The organism is Desulfonauticus submarinus, from assembly GCF_900104045.1.
Classification (GTDB): domain Bacteria; phylum Desulfobacterota; class Desulfovibrionia; order Desulfovibrionales; family Desulfonatronovibrionaceae; genus Desulfonauticus; species Desulfonauticus submarinus.
Genome location: NZ_FNIN01000013.1, coordinates 13,041 through 28,234, shown reverse-complemented (window position 1 = coordinate 28,234; position 15,194 = coordinate 13,041). Strand labels below are relative to the sequence as shown.

Annotated in this window: 14 protein-coding genes; 9 read left to right on the top strand and 5 right to left on the bottom strand. The window is 32.0% G+C overall.

The window, feature by feature from the left end:
* The first annotated feature begins 71 nt into the window (after positions 1–71).
* The 4 genes from metF to BLP60_RS09040 all read left to right on the top strand — a co-directional run bounded on the left by metF (position 72) and on the right by BLP60_RS09040 (position 4,185).
* Positions 72–941 carry a methylenetetrahydrofolate reductase [NAD(P)H] gene (metF, locus tag BLP60_RS09055; protein ID WP_092066199.1) on the top strand — a complete coding sequence of 290 codons (870 nt, stop codon included), beginning with the start codon at positions 72–74 and terminating at the stop codon, positions 939–941.
* A 98-nt stretch (positions 942–1,039) separates the two neighbouring features.
* Positions 1,040–2,059: an aspartate-semialdehyde dehydrogenase gene (locus tag BLP60_RS09050; RefSeq protein WP_092066197.1), complete on the top strand. Its 1,020-nt coding sequence runs from the start codon at positions 1,040–1,042 to the stop codon at positions 2,057–2,059.
* A 126-nt stretch (positions 2,060–2,185) separates the two neighbouring features.
* Positions 2,186–3,127 (top strand): aminotransferase class IV, encoded by a 942-nt coding sequence (locus tag BLP60_RS09045; protein WP_092066195.1) that lies wholly within the window; start codon positions 2,186–2,188, stop codon positions 3,125–3,127.
* A gap of 2 nt (positions 3,128–3,129) precedes the next feature.
* Entirely contained in the window at positions 3,130–4,185 is a 1,056-nt protein-coding gene (locus BLP60_RS09040) for a glycosyltransferase family 4 protein (protein WP_092066193.1), read from the top strand.
* Here BLP60_RS09040 and BLP60_RS09035 read toward each other — a convergent pair.
* Genes BLP60_RS09035 through selA form a run of 4 tightly spaced genes read right to left on the bottom strand, consistent with a single transcriptional unit; the run spans position 4,182 to position 8,904 of the window.
* Positions 4,182–5,549, bottom strand: coding sequence for an aminopeptidase (locus BLP60_RS09035; RefSeq protein ID WP_092066191.1), 1,368 nt, complete (start codon positions 5,547–5,549; stop codon positions 4,182–4,184). The two genes, BLP60_RS09040 and BLP60_RS09035, sit on opposite strands and share 4 nt — an antisense overlap.
* Positions 5,550–5,579: 30 nt before the next feature.
* Positions 5,580–6,479 carry a hypothetical protein gene (locus tag BLP60_RS09030; RefSeq protein ID WP_092066189.1) on the bottom strand — a complete coding sequence of 300 codons (900 nt, stop codon included), beginning with the start codon at positions 6,477–6,479 and terminating at the stop codon, positions 5,580–5,582.
* A gap of 45 nt (positions 6,480–6,524) precedes the next feature.
* The gene (locus BLP60_RS09025) at positions 6,525–7,511 is read right to left on the bottom strand and encodes a UDP-glucuronic acid decarboxylase family protein (protein ID WP_092066187.1); all 987 of its coding nucleotides are present in this window, start codon (positions 7,509–7,511) and stop codon (positions 6,525–6,527) included.
* Positions 7,504–8,904 carry an L-seryl-tRNA(Sec) selenium transferase gene (gene selA / locus BLP60_RS09020; protein ID WP_092066185.1) on the bottom strand — a complete coding sequence of 467 codons (1,401 nt, stop codon included), beginning with the start codon at positions 8,902–8,904 and terminating at the stop codon, positions 7,504–7,506. The genes BLP60_RS09025 and selA overlap by 8 nt, the downstream gene beginning before the upstream one ends.
* Positions 8,905–9,423: 519 nt before the next feature.
* Here selA and BLP60_RS09015 point away from each other — a divergent pair.
* Positions 9,424–10,056: an AzlC family ABC transporter permease gene (locus BLP60_RS09015; protein ID WP_092066183.1), complete on the top strand. Its 633-nt coding sequence runs from the start codon at positions 9,424–9,426 to the stop codon at positions 10,054–10,056.
* Positions 10,049–10,342, top strand: coding sequence for an AzlD domain-containing protein (locus tag BLP60_RS09010; protein WP_092066181.1), 294 nt, complete (start codon positions 10,049–10,051; stop codon positions 10,340–10,342). Before BLP60_RS09015 ends, BLP60_RS09010 begins: the two co-directional genes overlap by 8 nt.
* A gap of 110 nt (positions 10,343–10,452) precedes the next feature.
* Here BLP60_RS09010 and BLP60_RS09005 read toward each other — a convergent pair whose 3' ends face one another.
* Positions 10,453–11,718 (bottom strand): bifunctional folylpolyglutamate synthase/dihydrofolate synthase, encoded by a 1,266-nt coding sequence (locus BLP60_RS09005; RefSeq protein WP_092066179.1) that lies wholly within the window; start codon positions 11,716–11,718, stop codon positions 10,453–10,455.
* Between the two features lie 160 nt (positions 11,719–11,878).
* Between BLP60_RS09005 and BLP60_RS09000 the strand changes: the two genes are divergently transcribed.
* From BLP60_RS09000 to BLP60_RS08990, 3 genes are read left to right on the top strand one after another with little or no spacing between them, the layout of a single operon-like run.
* The gene (locus tag BLP60_RS09000; RefSeq protein ID WP_092066177.1) at positions 11,879–13,402 is read left to right on the top strand and encodes a glutamate synthase-related protein; all 1,524 of its coding nucleotides are present in this window, start codon (positions 11,879–11,881) and stop codon (positions 13,400–13,402) included.
* A gap of 7 nt (positions 13,403–13,409) precedes the next feature.
* Positions 13,410–13,850, top strand: a complete 441-nt coding sequence (locus BLP60_RS08995) for a 4Fe-4S dicluster domain-containing protein (RefSeq protein ID WP_092066175.1) — start codon at positions 13,410–13,412, stop codon at positions 13,848–13,850.
* Positions 13,851–13,868: 18 nt separating this feature from the next.
* The gene (locus BLP60_RS08990) at positions 13,869–15,152 is read left to right on the top strand and encodes an NAD(P)/FAD-dependent oxidoreductase (RefSeq protein ID WP_092066173.1); all 1,284 of its coding nucleotides are present in this window, start codon (positions 13,869–13,871) and stop codon (positions 15,150–15,152) included.
* Positions 15,153–15,194: the final 42 nt, after the last annotated feature.

Sequence of the window (15,194 nt, the reverse complement as noted above, 5' to 3'; positions counted from 1 at the left end):
TGGGGGAAAGGTTTAGAAGAGCTAACTCTTGTTAGTTTTTTGATGAAATTTATTCTAGAGGGGAGACTAGCTTGATAGCAGAACTTCTTAATAAAACAGATTTTTTTATTTCACTAGAATTTTTTCCTCCAAAAGATAGAGAAAAATGGCCATCATTTTTTAGGGAAGTTGAATTATTAAAAAAAATTAATCCATTATTTGTCTCGGTCACTTATGGCGCAGGAGGAAGCACTAGAGATTATACCCTTGAGATAGTAAAAATATTAAAACAAGATTTATCTTTGGAACCGATGGCGCATTTAACTTGTGTGGGTGCTTCTGAACAAAATATTTGTTCTTTTTTAGACTCTTTACAAAAAATTAAAGTAAAAAATATCTTAGCTCTTAGAGGAGATCCACCAAAAGGAGAAAAATCTTTTGTTCCTGATAGTGATAGGTTTAAACACGCATCAGACTTGGTCTCTTTTATTAGAGAGAAATATGGAAAAGACTTTTCTCTTGGTGTTGCTGGTTATCCTGAAGGTCATATTGAAGCTTTGAGCTTAGAAAGTGATTTGGAATTTTTAAAGTTAAAGCTCGATTTAGGTGGAGATTTTGTTATTACTCAGCTTTTTTTTGATAATAATTTGTACTTTGATTTTGTAAATAGAGCTCGTTCTCTTGGGATTAAAAAACCTATTATTCCAGGAATATTGCCTATCATGAATCTTAAAGGAATCAAGAGAATTACGCAATTGTGCGGAGCGACAATTCCAGAAGAATTATTAGAGAAATTAGAATATGCAGAAGCAAAAAAGGGAGGAGAAGGGGTAATAGAAGTTGGAATTGAACATGCCAGAAAGCAGTTTATTGAATTGAAAGAAAAAGGAGTATGTGGAGTACACTTTTATACTTTAAATAAATCATATGCTTGTTTAAAGATATTAGATGGCATTGTATAGTTTTTTATCAAAAAACAAAAATTCTACTTAAAAAGTTTTTACTTTTGGGGGACTCTAATTAAAATAAGAAGTGTTACTTTATTTATGGAGGGGAGACGATGAAAAAAAATCCAGTAGTTGCTGTGGTAGGAGCCACTGGAGCTGTAGGAAGAGAGATGTTAAAAGTCTTAGAGCAACGAGATTTTCCTGCAAAAGATGTGAGAGCTTTTGCTTCTGCTCGTTCTAAAGGAGTTAAGCTTCCCTTTAAGGGAGGAGAGATAATTGTAGAAGAATTAACAGAAGATTCATTTAAGGGAATAGACCTGGCTTTGTTTTCTGCTGGTGGAGGAGTTTCTAAAAAATTTGCTCCTATTGCAGCAGAAGATGGTTGTGTAGTAGTAGATAATTCTAGTGCTTGGCGTATGGATGATAATGTGCCTTTAGTGGTTCCTGAAGTAAATCCAGAAGACCTTGACTGGCATAAAGGAATTATTGCCAATCCAAATTGTTCTACTATTCAGATGGTAGTAGTTTTAAAACCGTTACATGATGTAGCAAAAATCAAAAGGGTTGTTGTGTCCACTTATCAGGCAGTTTCTGGGACTGGACAAAAGGCAATTCAAGAGCTTGAAAATCAAGTAAGGCAGATTTTTAATATGAAAGAGGTAGAGTGCAAAGTATATCCTCATCAGATAGCCTTTAATTGTTTGCCTCATATAGATGTGTTTTTAGATAATGATTATACTAAAGAAGAAATGAAAATGGTTAATGAGACAAAAAAAATTATGCACGCTCCTGAAATTAAAGTCACTGCTACAACTGTGAGAGTACCAGTTTTTTATGGACATAGTGAATCGGTTAATATTGAGTTTTATAATAGCATCTCTGCAAAAGAGGCCAGAGCTATTTTAAGTCAAGCTCCTGGGGTAAAGGTTTTGGATAATCCAAAAGAAAGTATCTATCCTTTAGCAATCTATGCCGCAGGAGAAGATGATACCTTTGTAGGAAGGATTAGAGAAGATGATACTGTAGATAATGGACTTAATTTATGGATTGTTGCAGATAATTTACGTAAGGGTGCAGCCCTAAATGCTGTTCAAATAGCTGAACATCTTATTATACGAGAGTTGCTAAGATAAACGTTAAATAAAGTTTAGTAAGATTAAAGATTATTTCTTTATTAAATTAATTGGCTGCAAAAGATTTTCTTTTGCAGCCAAAATTTTGTTTTTTTAGTGTTTGAAAACTTATTAAGAGAGGGAGAAATGATTAAAGTATTAGATACTGATAATTATGTTAAAGAAATTTTAACAAAATCTAGACCTAATGAAAAAGATTATCTTGTTTTTTATGATCATAGGCTCGGAGTTGCTTGTAAAAATCCTAGGTTATTTCTAATCCCCATAGATGATCATTTAGTACATAGGGGTGATGGTGTATTTGAAACAATGAAATTTAAAAAACGTAAGATTTATTTATTAAAAGAGCATCTTGAGCGACTTAAAAGGTCAGCAAAATCTATATATTTAGATCCACCTTGTTCATGGGAAGATGTTGAACGAATTATTTTAGAAGTGTGTAAAGCATCAGAAACAGATGATGCCCTAATTTCGCTTTATCTAGGTAGAGGGCCAGGTGGTTTTACCACAGATTTTAGAGAGTGTCCTTATTCTAGTTTTTATATTGTTGTACGTAAATATCCTTATAAGAAAGAAAGTTTTTGGGAAAAAGGAGTTACTGCTTTTAAATGTGATATTCCTGCTAAACAGTCTTATTTGGCAAAAGTAAAAACCGTAGATTATTTACCCAATGTTTTAATGAAAAGAGAAGCAATTTTAAAAGGATATGATTATCCTCTTTGCTTTGATGAACATGGATTTTTGGCAGAAGGCTCTACTGAAAATGTGATTATTGTTGATCAGCAAGGACGAGTTATTGTTCCAGAACTCAAAAATGCTCTTAGTGGAACTACTTTAATGCGAGCATTAGAATTGATTAAAGATAAATTTACTTTTTTATTCCGTCCTATTCGAGAAGAAGAAATATATGAAGCTAAAGAGGTTATTTTATTGGGAACTACTATAGATGCTGTTAGTGTTGTCCGATATAATGATAAGCCTATTCATGATGTCCGTCCAGGGCCTGTAAGCAAAACAATTAGGACCCTTTTATTACAAGATCAAAAAGAAAATGGGGTTTGTTTTTAAGAATGACGATTGTAGTTCATATAGATTTAGGTAAAGAATGGCGTGGTGGCCAGAGACAGGTTTATTATCTTATAGAAGAACAAATCAAACGAACAGGATTACAGATATATCTTGCTTCGCCGTATAATACTCCTTTATTAACCAAAGTAAAACAAAATTTTACTAATGTAAAAACTATAGGCTTATATTCTTCTTTTGAATTTGATTTGAGAAATATTTTTAAGCTATATTCCTATTTAAATAAAAAAGACTTTAATATTATTTTGCATACTCATGATGCCAAAGGGGCAGGTCTTGGATACATATTGAAAAAAATATTTCCACATATAAAATTAATTCACACTAGGAGAGTTTCTTATAAGATAAAAAAAATATGGGCAAAAAGAAAATATTACAGCGCTGATTTAATAGTAGGTGTGAGTAAAGATATTTGTACAGCATTGAAGCTGGAAGGGTTAAATGGAAAAATAGTCTATATTCCAAGTTCAATCAAAAAACAGAGATATGTAGTAAAAAAAGATAATAGATGGCATAATCCTCTAAGGTTAGGAGTTATTGGAGCCTTAAGCCCGCAAAAAGGTCATGAATTATTATTGCGTACTTTAGTTAAATTAAACTTGGATTTTGAATTGTGGATTATTGGTAGTGGGAAATTAGAAAGGTTTTTACAGAATTTGGTGCATTCTTTACAATTAACTAATAAAGTAAAATTTTTAGGATTTGTTGAGAGTAATAAAGTTTTATCCCAGTTAGATATTTTAATTGTTCCTTCAGTAGATGGAGAGGGGAGTAGCGCTACAATTAAAGAAGGGTGGGCGAGTGGAGTTCCAGTAATTGCATCTGATTTAGAAGCTAATCTTGAACTTATTAAACCTAATATAAATGGTCTTATTTTTAAACGTAAAGATCCTTCTTCTTTGCTTGAGTTAATAAAGAAGTTGCTTAATAATAGTGAGCTATACGAGAAATTAAAAGCAACAGGGCTTCAAGAGGTAAATCAATATAGCCCTGTTGCTATGGAGCAGGCGTACTGGAAAATTTATAATAAAAATATTTAAGCTTTTAAAAAGGTTTTATAGGCAAGATAAGTAGCATATAGATCTGCTACGCTACTAATTTCAAACGGGCTGTGCATACTTAAAACTCCAGGACCAAAGTCTATTACATTGCTTCCATACATAGCCAAAAATTTTGCTACTGTGCCACCACCTCCAAGGTCTACTTTTCCTAATTCTGCCATTTGCCAAGGAATGTTGTTTTGATTTAAAATTTGTCTTAGCCACGCTATGTACTCTGCATGGGCATCATTAGCCCCATATTTTCCCCTGTGACCTGTAAATTTACAAAATACAGGACCATGTCCTAAGTAAGATGCATTTAATTTTTCATGTACTTCTTGATAATCTGGATCTATAGGCGCGTGAACATCTGCTGAAAGAGCTTTCATATTTAAAAAAACTTGAGAAAGTTTACCTTTTTGTTGCCACCCCTCTAAAAGGTCTTCTAAGCAATAAGTTAAAAACCAAGATTTTGCCCCAGTAGACCCATCAGATCCAATTTCTTCTTTGTCCCAAAAAATAAGAATTTGGGTATGTGTAGGTTGTTCTTGTTGTTCTAAAAATGCCATTAAAGATAAAAACACACAAGCCCTATCGTCTTGGCCATAACCTCCGATTAGGCCTTTATCTAACCCTATGAATCTAGCTTTACCAGCAGGGACTATTTGTATCTCTGCACTGTAAAAGTCTTCTTCTCTTACTCCATATTTTTCAAAAAGAAGCATGAGGAGATGTTTTTTTAGACTTGCTTTTTCTTTATTTGTTTTAGCATCTTTTTCTTTTAGCGGTATATGTCCTAAGATTACATTTAATTTTTCTGCTTCAAAGGCATCTTTAAGTTTTTTTTCTATTTGTTTATATGCAAGGTGGGGCAGTAAGTCTGCTATGGTAAATACAGGATCACTTTCATCTTCACCTATTTTGATCTCAATCTGTCTTCCATCTTCTTTTACTATTACTCCATGAAGGGCAAGAGGCCTGGCTAACCATTGGTGTTTTCTGATCCCTCCATAGTAGTGGGTTTTGGCGAGTACTACTTCACATTCTTCATAAAAAGGATGTTGTTTTAGATCTAAATGAGGAGTATCTGCATGTGCTCCAATAAGACGTGTTCCTCCTGCTAAAGGTATTTTTCCCTTTCTAGCTATAAAAATTGTTTTATTATGTAGAATTCGAAAAACTTTTTCTTGAGAAAAATCCTGGCTAAAGCCATGTTGTTTTAACTGTTGTTTTACCCAAGAAATGGTTTCTCTTTCTGTTTTGTTTGAGGATAAGAATTCTACATACAATTCTGATAGTTTTTTTAATTTTGGATCTCCTTCATACTTATTCCAACAATTTTTAGCTTTTACTTCTAATTCCATATGAGACTCTCCTTGAATTATTTGTAAATATTAAACTTTTTCTGGGAGAATGTTATAAAGATAAGCATTATCTGGATAAAATAATAGTGCATTGATAATTTTTAATAATAACCAAAATGATGATAAAGGAATTACAATAACCTGGATAATAAAATAGCCAACAAATAGAAATCCTAATGCTAAAAGATTTGTTATTATACTTTTTGTTTTTTTGATAATTTGAAGGGCAGCTTTTTTAAAGGCAATGGTTTTATCTTTTATAAAGTTAGATTTATTTTTTAATGATTCTAATATATTATCACTTTCAGGTATGGAAAGTTCTTTGAGTTTATTAAATTCAGTCATATTTATTTTCAAATTATTCATTTTTTCTGTTATTTTTGGAGCAAAATATAATCGATAAATGCTTTCATTTGCCGAGGAGGCTATTGGAAGAAATAATCTCCCTGCTATTAATATAATTGAAACTTTTAAGAGGGTAGAGTGTATTTTTTGAATTTTAGGAATATTTTTAAACCATGTTAATAAGGATAAGATTAAGATACAACCTATTAAAACAGGAAACACAAAAGATATACTGAGTTCGTATATTATTTTTTGGACTCCTAAAGATACAATAGATGTTACTAAAATAGTAGAAGTTCTTTCAGTCATATCGTCAATAGGATCTAAAATTTGTCCTATTGCTAAAGAAATTCCTACGCCAGCTGGTTCTAGCTGAAGATCGGATTCTTTTAGAATAGAAACTGCTCCATTAATAAATCTACATGTAGCATAAGCGATGCTTGCTTTGGTAATAGCTTGTTGAAAATAGGTGTCCGCGTGTTTATCTAGATAAGGAATTTTGGTTCCGTTTAGTAAGAATAAAAGAGTCGCTATTAGTATCCCTAGTATAGAATTTAAAATATTTTTTTTTAAATTTTCTTTCATACTTAACTAGTTTAATTGGGTTGGTTGATTTTATCACAACATAATTTAATTAATTTTTTGAGCAACTTTTTTTAAGTAATCTTCAAAATATTCAATGGTCTGCATTAACCCCTTTTCTAAAGATGTAGTAGGTTGCCAATTTAATATTTTTTGGGCCAAACTTATGTCTGGTTTTCGTCTAGTTGGGTCATTTTCAGGCAATGGCTTGAATTCTATTTTTGATCTAGAATTTGTTAAGGTTATAATAGTTTCAGCTAATTCTAGGATAGAAATTTCAGCAGGATTTCCTAAGTTAATTGGCCCTGTAATATCCGAAGGGGTGTTCATGAACTTTATGATCGCTTTTACTAAGTCATCTACATAACAAAATGATCTGGTTTGTTCGCCCTTACCATATACTGTAAGTGGCTTATTTTGAAGTGCTTGCAAAATAAAATTACTCACTACTCGTCCGTCATTAGGGTGCATACGAGGACCGTAAGTGTTAAAAATTCTTCCAACTTTTATTTCTAGTTTATGCTGTCTGTGATAGTCAAAAAATAGAGTTTCAGCACATCTTTTTCCTTCATCATAGCATGAGCGTGGTCCAATTGGGTTTACTTTGCCCCAGTAAGTTTCTGGTTGGGGGTGTATTTCTGGATCTCCATATACTTCTGAAGTCGAGGCCTGGAAGATTTTCGCCTTAACTCTTTTCGCTAAACCAAGCATATTTATACTGCCGTGCACACAGGTTTTTAAGGTCTGGACTGGATCAAATTGATAATGAATTGGTGAGGCAGGACAAGCTAGATTGTATATTTCATCTACTTCTAAATATAAAGGGAAAGTTATATCATGTCTTAAAAGTTCAAATTTAGGATTATTTAATAAGTGGTAAATATTTTGTTTTTGACCTGTATAAAAGTTGTCACAACAAATTATCTCATATCCCTGAGATAAGAGTTGTTCACAGAGATGAGAGCCAATAAAACCAGAACCACCTGTGATTAGGATTTTTTTAGTAGTAAGATGTTTAAATTCTCCTTTATGCATTACCAGATCCTATTTGTTGGCTAAAAATTTGATATATAAGATTTATTTCTTTAGATAAAATTGTTCTTACGTCAAGGCAAAAGATATCATCTTCTATTCTTCCTATTAAAGGAGGTGTAGTTTTAAGTAATTTTTGACGAAGCTTTTCAGCACTTAAATTTTTCATTTTAATTTGTACCACATAAGTAGAGATATCTTTTTCTGGTAAAGACCCCCCACCAACTCTAGAGGTAGATTTTACTGTTTTGACCTCAAGTTCATGTATTTTACTTAAAAGATTTTTTAAACGTCTTGCTCTATTTTTTAAAGTAGTAAGAGGAGTGAAGATGAGATTTAAAGTGGGAATTTCTTTTAAAGCTGTTGCTTCATCTAGATAAAGTCGTAGAGTAGCTTCTAAGGCAGATAATGTCATTTTATCTATCCTAAGGGCTCTATTTAATGGATTTTGTTTTATTTTATCTACAATATCTTTTTTACCTACAATGATTCCTGCTTGCGGTCCTCCTAATAGTTTGTCTCCACTAAATGATACTAAATCAAGTCCAACTTTTATGGATTCTTGTACAGTGGGTTCATTTAGTTGAGAAAACCCATATTTGGAAAAAGAGATGAAATTTCCACTACCCATATCTTCTATTATTGGAAGATGATATTTTGCACCTAATTTCACCAATTCTTCTAGAGAAACAGATTTATGGAAACCAATAATTCTATAATTAGAAGTATGAACTTTCATTATACAAGCAGTGTTTTCATTTATTGCTTGTTCATAATCTTTTAAATGTGTGCGATTAGTAGTGCCTACTTCTTTTAAGATAGCTCCACTTTTTTGCATGACATCAGGGATACGAAAAGATCCACCTATTTCAACTAACTCTCCCCTAGAAACAATAACTTCTTTTTCTTTGGCTAATGTGTCTAACATTATTAAAACTGCTGCTGCATTATTATTTACTACTAATGCTGATTCTGCTCCTGTAAGTAGACATAATATTTCTTCTACATGAGAATACCTACTCCCTCTTTTACCTGTGTTTAGATTGAATTCTAGATTAGAATAGTGAGAACAAGCTTGGCAAACAGCATCCAAGGCTTTTTTAGACAAGAGAGAACGTCCTAAATTAGTGTGTACTACTACGCCTGTACCGTTTATAACCTCTCTAAAGTGTGGTTTTAATTCAAAATTTAAAAAAGAGAGAAGATTTTTTATAAGAGTTTTTTCTTCTAAATCTATTTTTGATATATTTCCCTTTTTTATCTGTTGGCGTAAATTTTCAAGATATTCGTTTATTTTAGTTTTAAGAAGTAGATTGGGAGTGTCGTAAAAATGTTGCTGCATAACTTGGATTAATCGTTCTGTTGAGGGCAACTTGGCATATAAGTTGTTAGACAAATTAGCCTCCTTTTAAAGAAAAATTACTTTGAAAATTTGGTTAAATCATGTTTCTATTAAAAGCAAGAGAGAAAATTTTCTGCTATTGTTTTCAATAGATGTTAATGTTTCTATATTAGAGAATGGAGTATTTGGATTAAAGAAATATTAGTAATATGGAGATATATTGGTTGAGTATATTTAATGATTTAGATGTTTCAAAAATTATGATATTAATATAAGGTAAATTAATGTTAAAGTATTACTAGGGTATTAGGTTTCTATACAAGTTGGGCTAAAAAGATCAAAAAATGATAACATTTATATATTTCTAAATTGACAATAATTAGATAGCATATTAATTTGGATTTTAGAATTGGATGTGTCAATTGGTAGACTTAATTGTGAAAAATATGAAATTTATTTTGAGTATTTTATATATATTGTTCAAAAAATCATGTAGAGAAAGCTTTATCTCTAAATTTTTAATCTAGATTTAAGAATGGAACTAATTAGATTAATTTTTTAAAGGGAACTAGAATGAAATTTTTAAAAGTATTTAAAGATACTCTTCCTATTTTTATAAGTTATTTTGCTTTGAGTTTTTCTTTTGGAATATTAGCTGTAAAGAGAGGAATAAATCCATATGTTGCTATTTCAATGTCTATATTTATATATTCTGGGTCCTTACAGTTTTTACTTCTAATGATATATAATAAGTTAACATTATTAGATATCTTTATCACTTCATTTCTGTTAAATTTTAGACAATTTTTCTATTCTTTAAGTTTTTTAGACAGATATAAGAACCATTTTTATAAAATTTTTACTCTTACAGATGAAACTTTTGCTATTTTAATTCATCAAAAAGAAAACCCAAAATATGATTTGTATGTATCTATCTTTAATCACTTTTATTGGGTTTTTGGAACCATATGTGGAATTATTTTTGCGCAACTTGTTAATTTCGAATTAAAAGGATTAGATTTTATTTTGGTTAGTTTATTTGTGGTTATTTTAATTGAAAATATTTTAAAAACAAGGAACATTTTTCCAGTTTTATTAGGCAGTATAGTTTTTTTTATATTTTATTTATTAGAAATAAAAAATATTTTAATTTTTTCAATTGTTTGTTCATTCTTCATAATTTATTTAAGGCGTAGACATGCTTGAAATAATTATTGGCGCAATAGCAAATTTATTAACTAGATTTTTACCTTTTATCTTCTTAAAAAGATACTCTAAGAAATTTTTATTTTTAAAAGATGAATTGCCAGTTGTTTTACTTACTATTTTAACTCTATATACAATTTTTCCAACTGGAGAAGTAAATTTAAATGAATTAAAATTCAGGCTTATAGGAATAATTGTAACTAGTATTTTGCATCTATTTTTTAGACAATTTTTATTGTCTGTATTTGTAGGTAGTTTTTGTTATATTTTATTGATAAATTTTTAAAAAATATTAATTGTATTGTTAAGTTGATATGTTATTTCTTAATTAGTATTTGGATGTTTCACTGTTTAAAAAAAAGTGTTCAATTATTCGGTAATTTTTTGTGTATTTTTTTAAAAATTTTTATTTTTTTTAAGTAAAAAATTGATATTTTGCCACCTAGGTTTTAGTTTGAAAATTTCAGATAATAGATAAAAAGAGCCACAAAATAATACACTTTTTTGTTGAGATGAATAATTTAAAGATTGTTTGATAGATGAGAAGAAAGGTAAGTTAAATTTACTACTAATGTCTTGGGCTAGAAGACTTCTTGAGTTAGAAGGAATTTGACAAAAATAAATATTAGGAGAAATTTCTTTTAGAATTTTTAACATGGTTTGAATATCTTTATCTTTTAAACAGCTAAAAACAACCGTTTGGGGAAAAATTTTTAACTTTGAAAGAGTTTTTTTAAGTAAAGATAGAGCAGCAGGATTATGAGCTACATCTAGATATATATCAGGGTCTTTAGAGACCTGTTGTAGTCTTCCCATAATAAAAGTATTGTTAATAGCTTCTAGGATTAATTGGGAAGAAGTTTTGAGCTGAAAAAAAGAAACAATAGCATCCCAGGCTGAAAACACTAACTGCAAATTTTCTTTTTGGAAGTCCAAAAGATAAGGAGAAATAGGTAGATTCATTTCCCAGGGATAGTATATTAAGCAGTTATCTGTAACTATAGAATAGTCAGGAGCATATTTAAATAAAACATTTTTGTTTTTTGCTGTTTCTATAAGAATAGATTTAGCTGTAGAAGTTTGCTTAGCGCTTACTACCAGAGATTTTTTTATAACACCTGCTTTGTCTTGAGCAATTTGAGATATATTAGAGCCAAGAATTTGGGTGTGATCTAAGCTAATAGGTGTAAATAGAGTAATAAAAGGATATAAGACATTTGTTGCGTCAAACTTTCCTCCTAGTCCTGCTTCAAAAAAAGCAATATCTACTTTGTGCTCTTTAAAGATAAAACATGCTAATAAAAAGATAAATTCAAAATAAGTTAGTTTTAGTGATTTACAATTTTGTAAAATGTAGTTGGCAGATTCTATCCATTCTTCATTGGATAGGGTGGTGTTGTTTATTTTAATCCGCTCTTTGACACTAATTAAGTGAGGAGAAGTAAAAAGGCCTGTTTTTAAGCCATGACTACGTGAGAGGCTTTCTAAAAAATGGGCGGTAGAGCCTTTTCCGTTTGTGCCTACTATGTGAACAATAGGACAAAAATCTGGATTTAAGTTAATTTTTTTTAAACCAGCTTGTACTCGATCTAGACCTAATTTCATTTTAAATAGGCCAAGTTGGCTTAAATATTTATTAACTTCTTGTATTGTTTTAAACATTACATTTTTGTAAAATTATTTTATTTTGTCTTGACAATTTTGCTAGTGGTTTCTAGCGTAGCTTAACGATAATTAAAAATTAAATTGTAAGAAGTTTAATTAGAGGAGTTTTAGAAGAAAGTAAATGGTCTTTCTTTATAAAAAAAGAGGAGAGTAAGCCTTGCTGTATCAACCAATTATTCAGAACTATCATGATTTTATTGTAGAGCGAGATAGAGATTTATGTATTAACTGTCGAGTTTGTGAAAGGCAGTGTTCTTACCTTGTACATTATTGGGATGAGAATAGGCAGAGGGTCATGCATGACAGTTCCAAGTGTGTGGGGTGTCATAGGTGTGAAGCTATGTGTCCTACAGGAGCTATAGTTATTAAGCGTAATCCTTCTCAGTTTAGAGAAAATTCTCATTGGAAGCCTTGGTTTTTGAAAAATGTTTATAAACAGGCAGAGAAGGGTGGTGTATTGTTAAGCGGTATGGGAAACCCTCAGCCTTATCCTGTTTATTGGGATCATTTGCTTTTGGATGCTAGTCAGGTAACTAATCCTTCTATTGATCCTTTACGAGAACCCATGGAGTTAAGGACGTACTTGGGATCAAAACCAGATGTTTTGCAATTTGAAGAAAAAGAAGAAAAGGTTAGTTTAAAAACAGAATTAAGTCCTCAAATAAAATTAAACTATCCTATAATGTTTTCAGCCATGTCTTATGGCTCTATTAATTTTAATTTACATATTGCAATGGCCAAAGCTGCTACAGAGTTGGGTATTGTTTATAATACTGGAGAAGGAGGTTTACACCCTGACCTTTATAAATATGGTCCTAATACTATTGTTCAAGTAGCTTCTGGTCGATTTGGCGTACATAGAGATTATTTAAATGCTGGATGTGGTATAGAAATTAAGATAGGACAAGGAGCTAAGCCTGGTATAGGTGGACACTTGCCAGGAGAAAAAGTAGATGCAGGAGTGTCCTTGACTAGAATGATTCCTGTGGGTTCGGATGCATTGTCTCCTGCACCTCATCATGATATTTATTCGATAGAAGACTTACGACAACTTATTTATGCCTTAAAAGAAGCTACAGAGTATAGAGTCCCTGTTTCTGTAAAAATAGCAGCAGTGCATAATGCAGCAGCAATTGCCTCTGGTATAGTTAGAGCTGGGGCAGATATTGTGGCGGTAGATGGTTTTAAGGGAGGGACTGGAGCTGCGCCAACTATGATTCGAGATAATGTAGGAATACCTGCAGAGCTTGCTTTAGCTGCAATTGATCAAAGATTAAGAGATGAGGGTATTAGGAATAGAGCTTCTATAGTAATTGCTGGTGGAATACGGTGTAGTGCAGATGTAGTGAAGGCAATAGCCTTGGGTGCTGATGCTGTCTATATTGGTTCAGCAGCATTAGTTGCAGTAGGTTGTACAATGTGTCAGCGCTGTTATACAGGAAAATGTCCTTGGGGTATTGCTACTAATGTTCCTTCTTTAGCAAGAAGACAAAACCCAGAAATTGCTAAGAAAAGGTTAGTAAATCTTGTAAAGGGATGGGCCCATGAAATAGAAGAGATGCTGGGTGGTATGGGATTGAATTCTATTGAGAGCCTTAGAGGTAATAGAGAAAAATTAAGAGCTGTTGGCTTAAATGAAGTGGAATTAGATATTTTTAGAGTAAAACCTGCAGGAAGGTAAAAATAAGATGAAGAGAGTTTATGTTAATCCAGAGGTTTGTATAGGGTGCAAGCTCTGTGAGTTAGCTTGTTTAACAGAGCATTCAGAAAGTAAAGATTTGATTTTAGCTTATACTCAAGAACGTCAGCAAGGACTTTTGCCAAGGAATACGGTAGAAGAGTCGGGCTGGATTACAGCTTCTTTAAACTGTAGACATTGCGAGGAACCTTATTGTGTTCAAGCTTGTATTTCAGGTGCTTTACAAAAAGACAAAGAAAGTGGCCGCGTGGTTTACAATGAGAAGCAATGTGTTGGATGCTGGTCATGTTTAATGGCCTGTCCTTTTGGAGCAATTAAAAGGCATCCTATTAAAGAAAAGATTGTGAAGTGTGATTTGTGTCCTGAGAGAGATATTCCAGCTTGTGTAAGTGCCTGTCCTAATCAGGCGTTAACCTTTGAGGAAAAATAAAATTTTTGAGGATAAGCCATGAAATATGTAATTATTGGAAATGGAGTTAGTTCTATAGGGGCAATTGAAGGTATTAGAAAGAGAGATGGTAACGGACAAATAACTGTTCTTACAGAAGAAAATTTTTTAACTTACGGACGACCTCTTATTTCTTATTATTTGGCGGGCAAGGTAGGTGATGATAAGTTAGCTTTACGTCCAGAAGATTTTTATGAGAAAAATAGAGTAGAGGTAAAACTAGGATGTGAGGTGATTAAAATTAATTGTGCGGATAAGAGGGTGATCCTTCGGGGAGGCGAGGAAGTAGAATATGATAGGCTATTATTAGCCACAGGAGGGACGCCCTTTTGTCCACCTTTAAAGGGTAGTGACGGAGAGGGAGTTTATTTTTTTACTACTCTTGCACATGCTAAAAAATTAGCTCAAGTTGTTGATAAACTAAAAAAAGTAGTGGTTATTGGCGGAGGTTTGATAGGTCTTAAAGCAGCAGAAAGTTTGTTTGACAGAGGAGTAAAAGTAAGCATTGTAGAGTTAGCTCCTAGAGTTTTGAGTGCTGCTTTTGATGATATTGCAGGTAAGATAGTAGCTAATAGATTAGAAGAAGTAGGTATTTCTATTTTTTGTAAAACTACAGCGCAAGAAATAAAACGTGATAAAGCTGGGAATATAAAGGGAGTATTATTGCAAAATGGGAAGTTTTTAGAGGCAGACGCTGTAGTAATTGCAATAGGAGTGGTTCCTAATATTTCTTTGGCTAAAGATGCAGGTTTAAAAATTAATAGAGGAATTATTGTAGATAAGTTTTTAACCACTAGTGATACGAATATTTTTGCTGCCGGAGATGTTGCTGAAGCATGGGATATGTTAGTAGATGAGCCGAGAGTAGTCCCAATCTGGCCAAATGCTTATTCCCAAGGTTATTTTGCTGGCCAGAATATGGCAGATGCAAAGGTTGAATATGAGGGTGGTATTCCTATGAACTCTATTGGATTTTATGGATTGCCTACTATATCTATTGGAATAGTAAATCCACCTAAAGATCAAGATTTTGAAATAGAAGTATTTGTTGATGAAGAAAAAGAAATTTATAGAAAATTAGTCTTTAAAGGTGATTTCTTAGTCGGATGTGTATTAGTAGGTGATATAGATATGGCAGGAAGATATGCTGGTTATATTCGTTTTCAAGTCCCAGTAAAAGAAGAGGAAGTTAAGTTTAATTTAAAAAATAATAAGCCTACTTACTTACAGTGGCCTGAAGAGATTTTTCAAGCTCGTTGGAATAAAGATGCGAGAATAAGATAAAGGGGAAATCCATGTTAAAAGAGAGAGTTTATTCTATTAAAG

Coding starts and splice junctions, on each gene's coding strand:
- BLP60_RS09050 (WP_092066197.1), top strand. CDS start 1,040: ATGAAAAAAAATCCAGTAGTTGCTGTGGTAGGAGCCACTGGAGCTGTA.
- BLP60_RS09045 (WP_092066195.1), top strand. CDS start 2,186: ATGATTAAAGTATTAGATACTGATAATTATGTTAAAGAAATTTTAACA.
- BLP60_RS09040 (WP_092066193.1), top strand. CDS start 3,130: ATGACGATTGTAGTTCATATAGATTTAGGTAAAGAATGGCGTGGTGGC.
- BLP60_RS09035 (WP_092066191.1), bottom strand. CDS start 5,549: ATGGAATTAGAAGTAAAAGCTAAAAATTGTTGGAATAAGTATGAAGGA.
- BLP60_RS09030 (WP_092066189.1), bottom strand. CDS start 6,479: ATGAAAGAAAATTTAAAAAAAAATATTTTAAATTCTATACTAGGGATA.
- BLP60_RS09025 (WP_092066187.1), bottom strand. CDS start 7,511: ATGCATAAAGGAGAATTTAAACATCTTACTACTAAAAAAATCCTAATC.
- BLP60_RS09015 (WP_092066183.1), top strand. CDS start 9,424: ATGAAATTTTTAAAAGTATTTAAAGATACTCTTCCTATTTTTATAAGT.
- BLP60_RS09010 (WP_092066181.1), top strand. CDS start 10,049: ATGCTTGAAATAATTATTGGCGCAATAGCAAATTTATTAACTAGATTT.
- BLP60_RS09005 (WP_092066179.1), bottom strand. CDS start 11,718: ATGTTTAAAACAATACAAGAAGTTAATAAATATTTAAGCCAACTTGGC.
- BLP60_RS08995 (WP_092066175.1), top strand. CDS start 13,410: ATGAAGAGAGTTTATGTTAATCCAGAGGTTTGTATAGGGTGCAAGCTC.
- BLP60_RS08990 (WP_092066173.1), top strand. CDS start 13,869: ATGAAATATGTAATTATTGGAAATGGAGTTAGTTCTATAGGGGCAATT.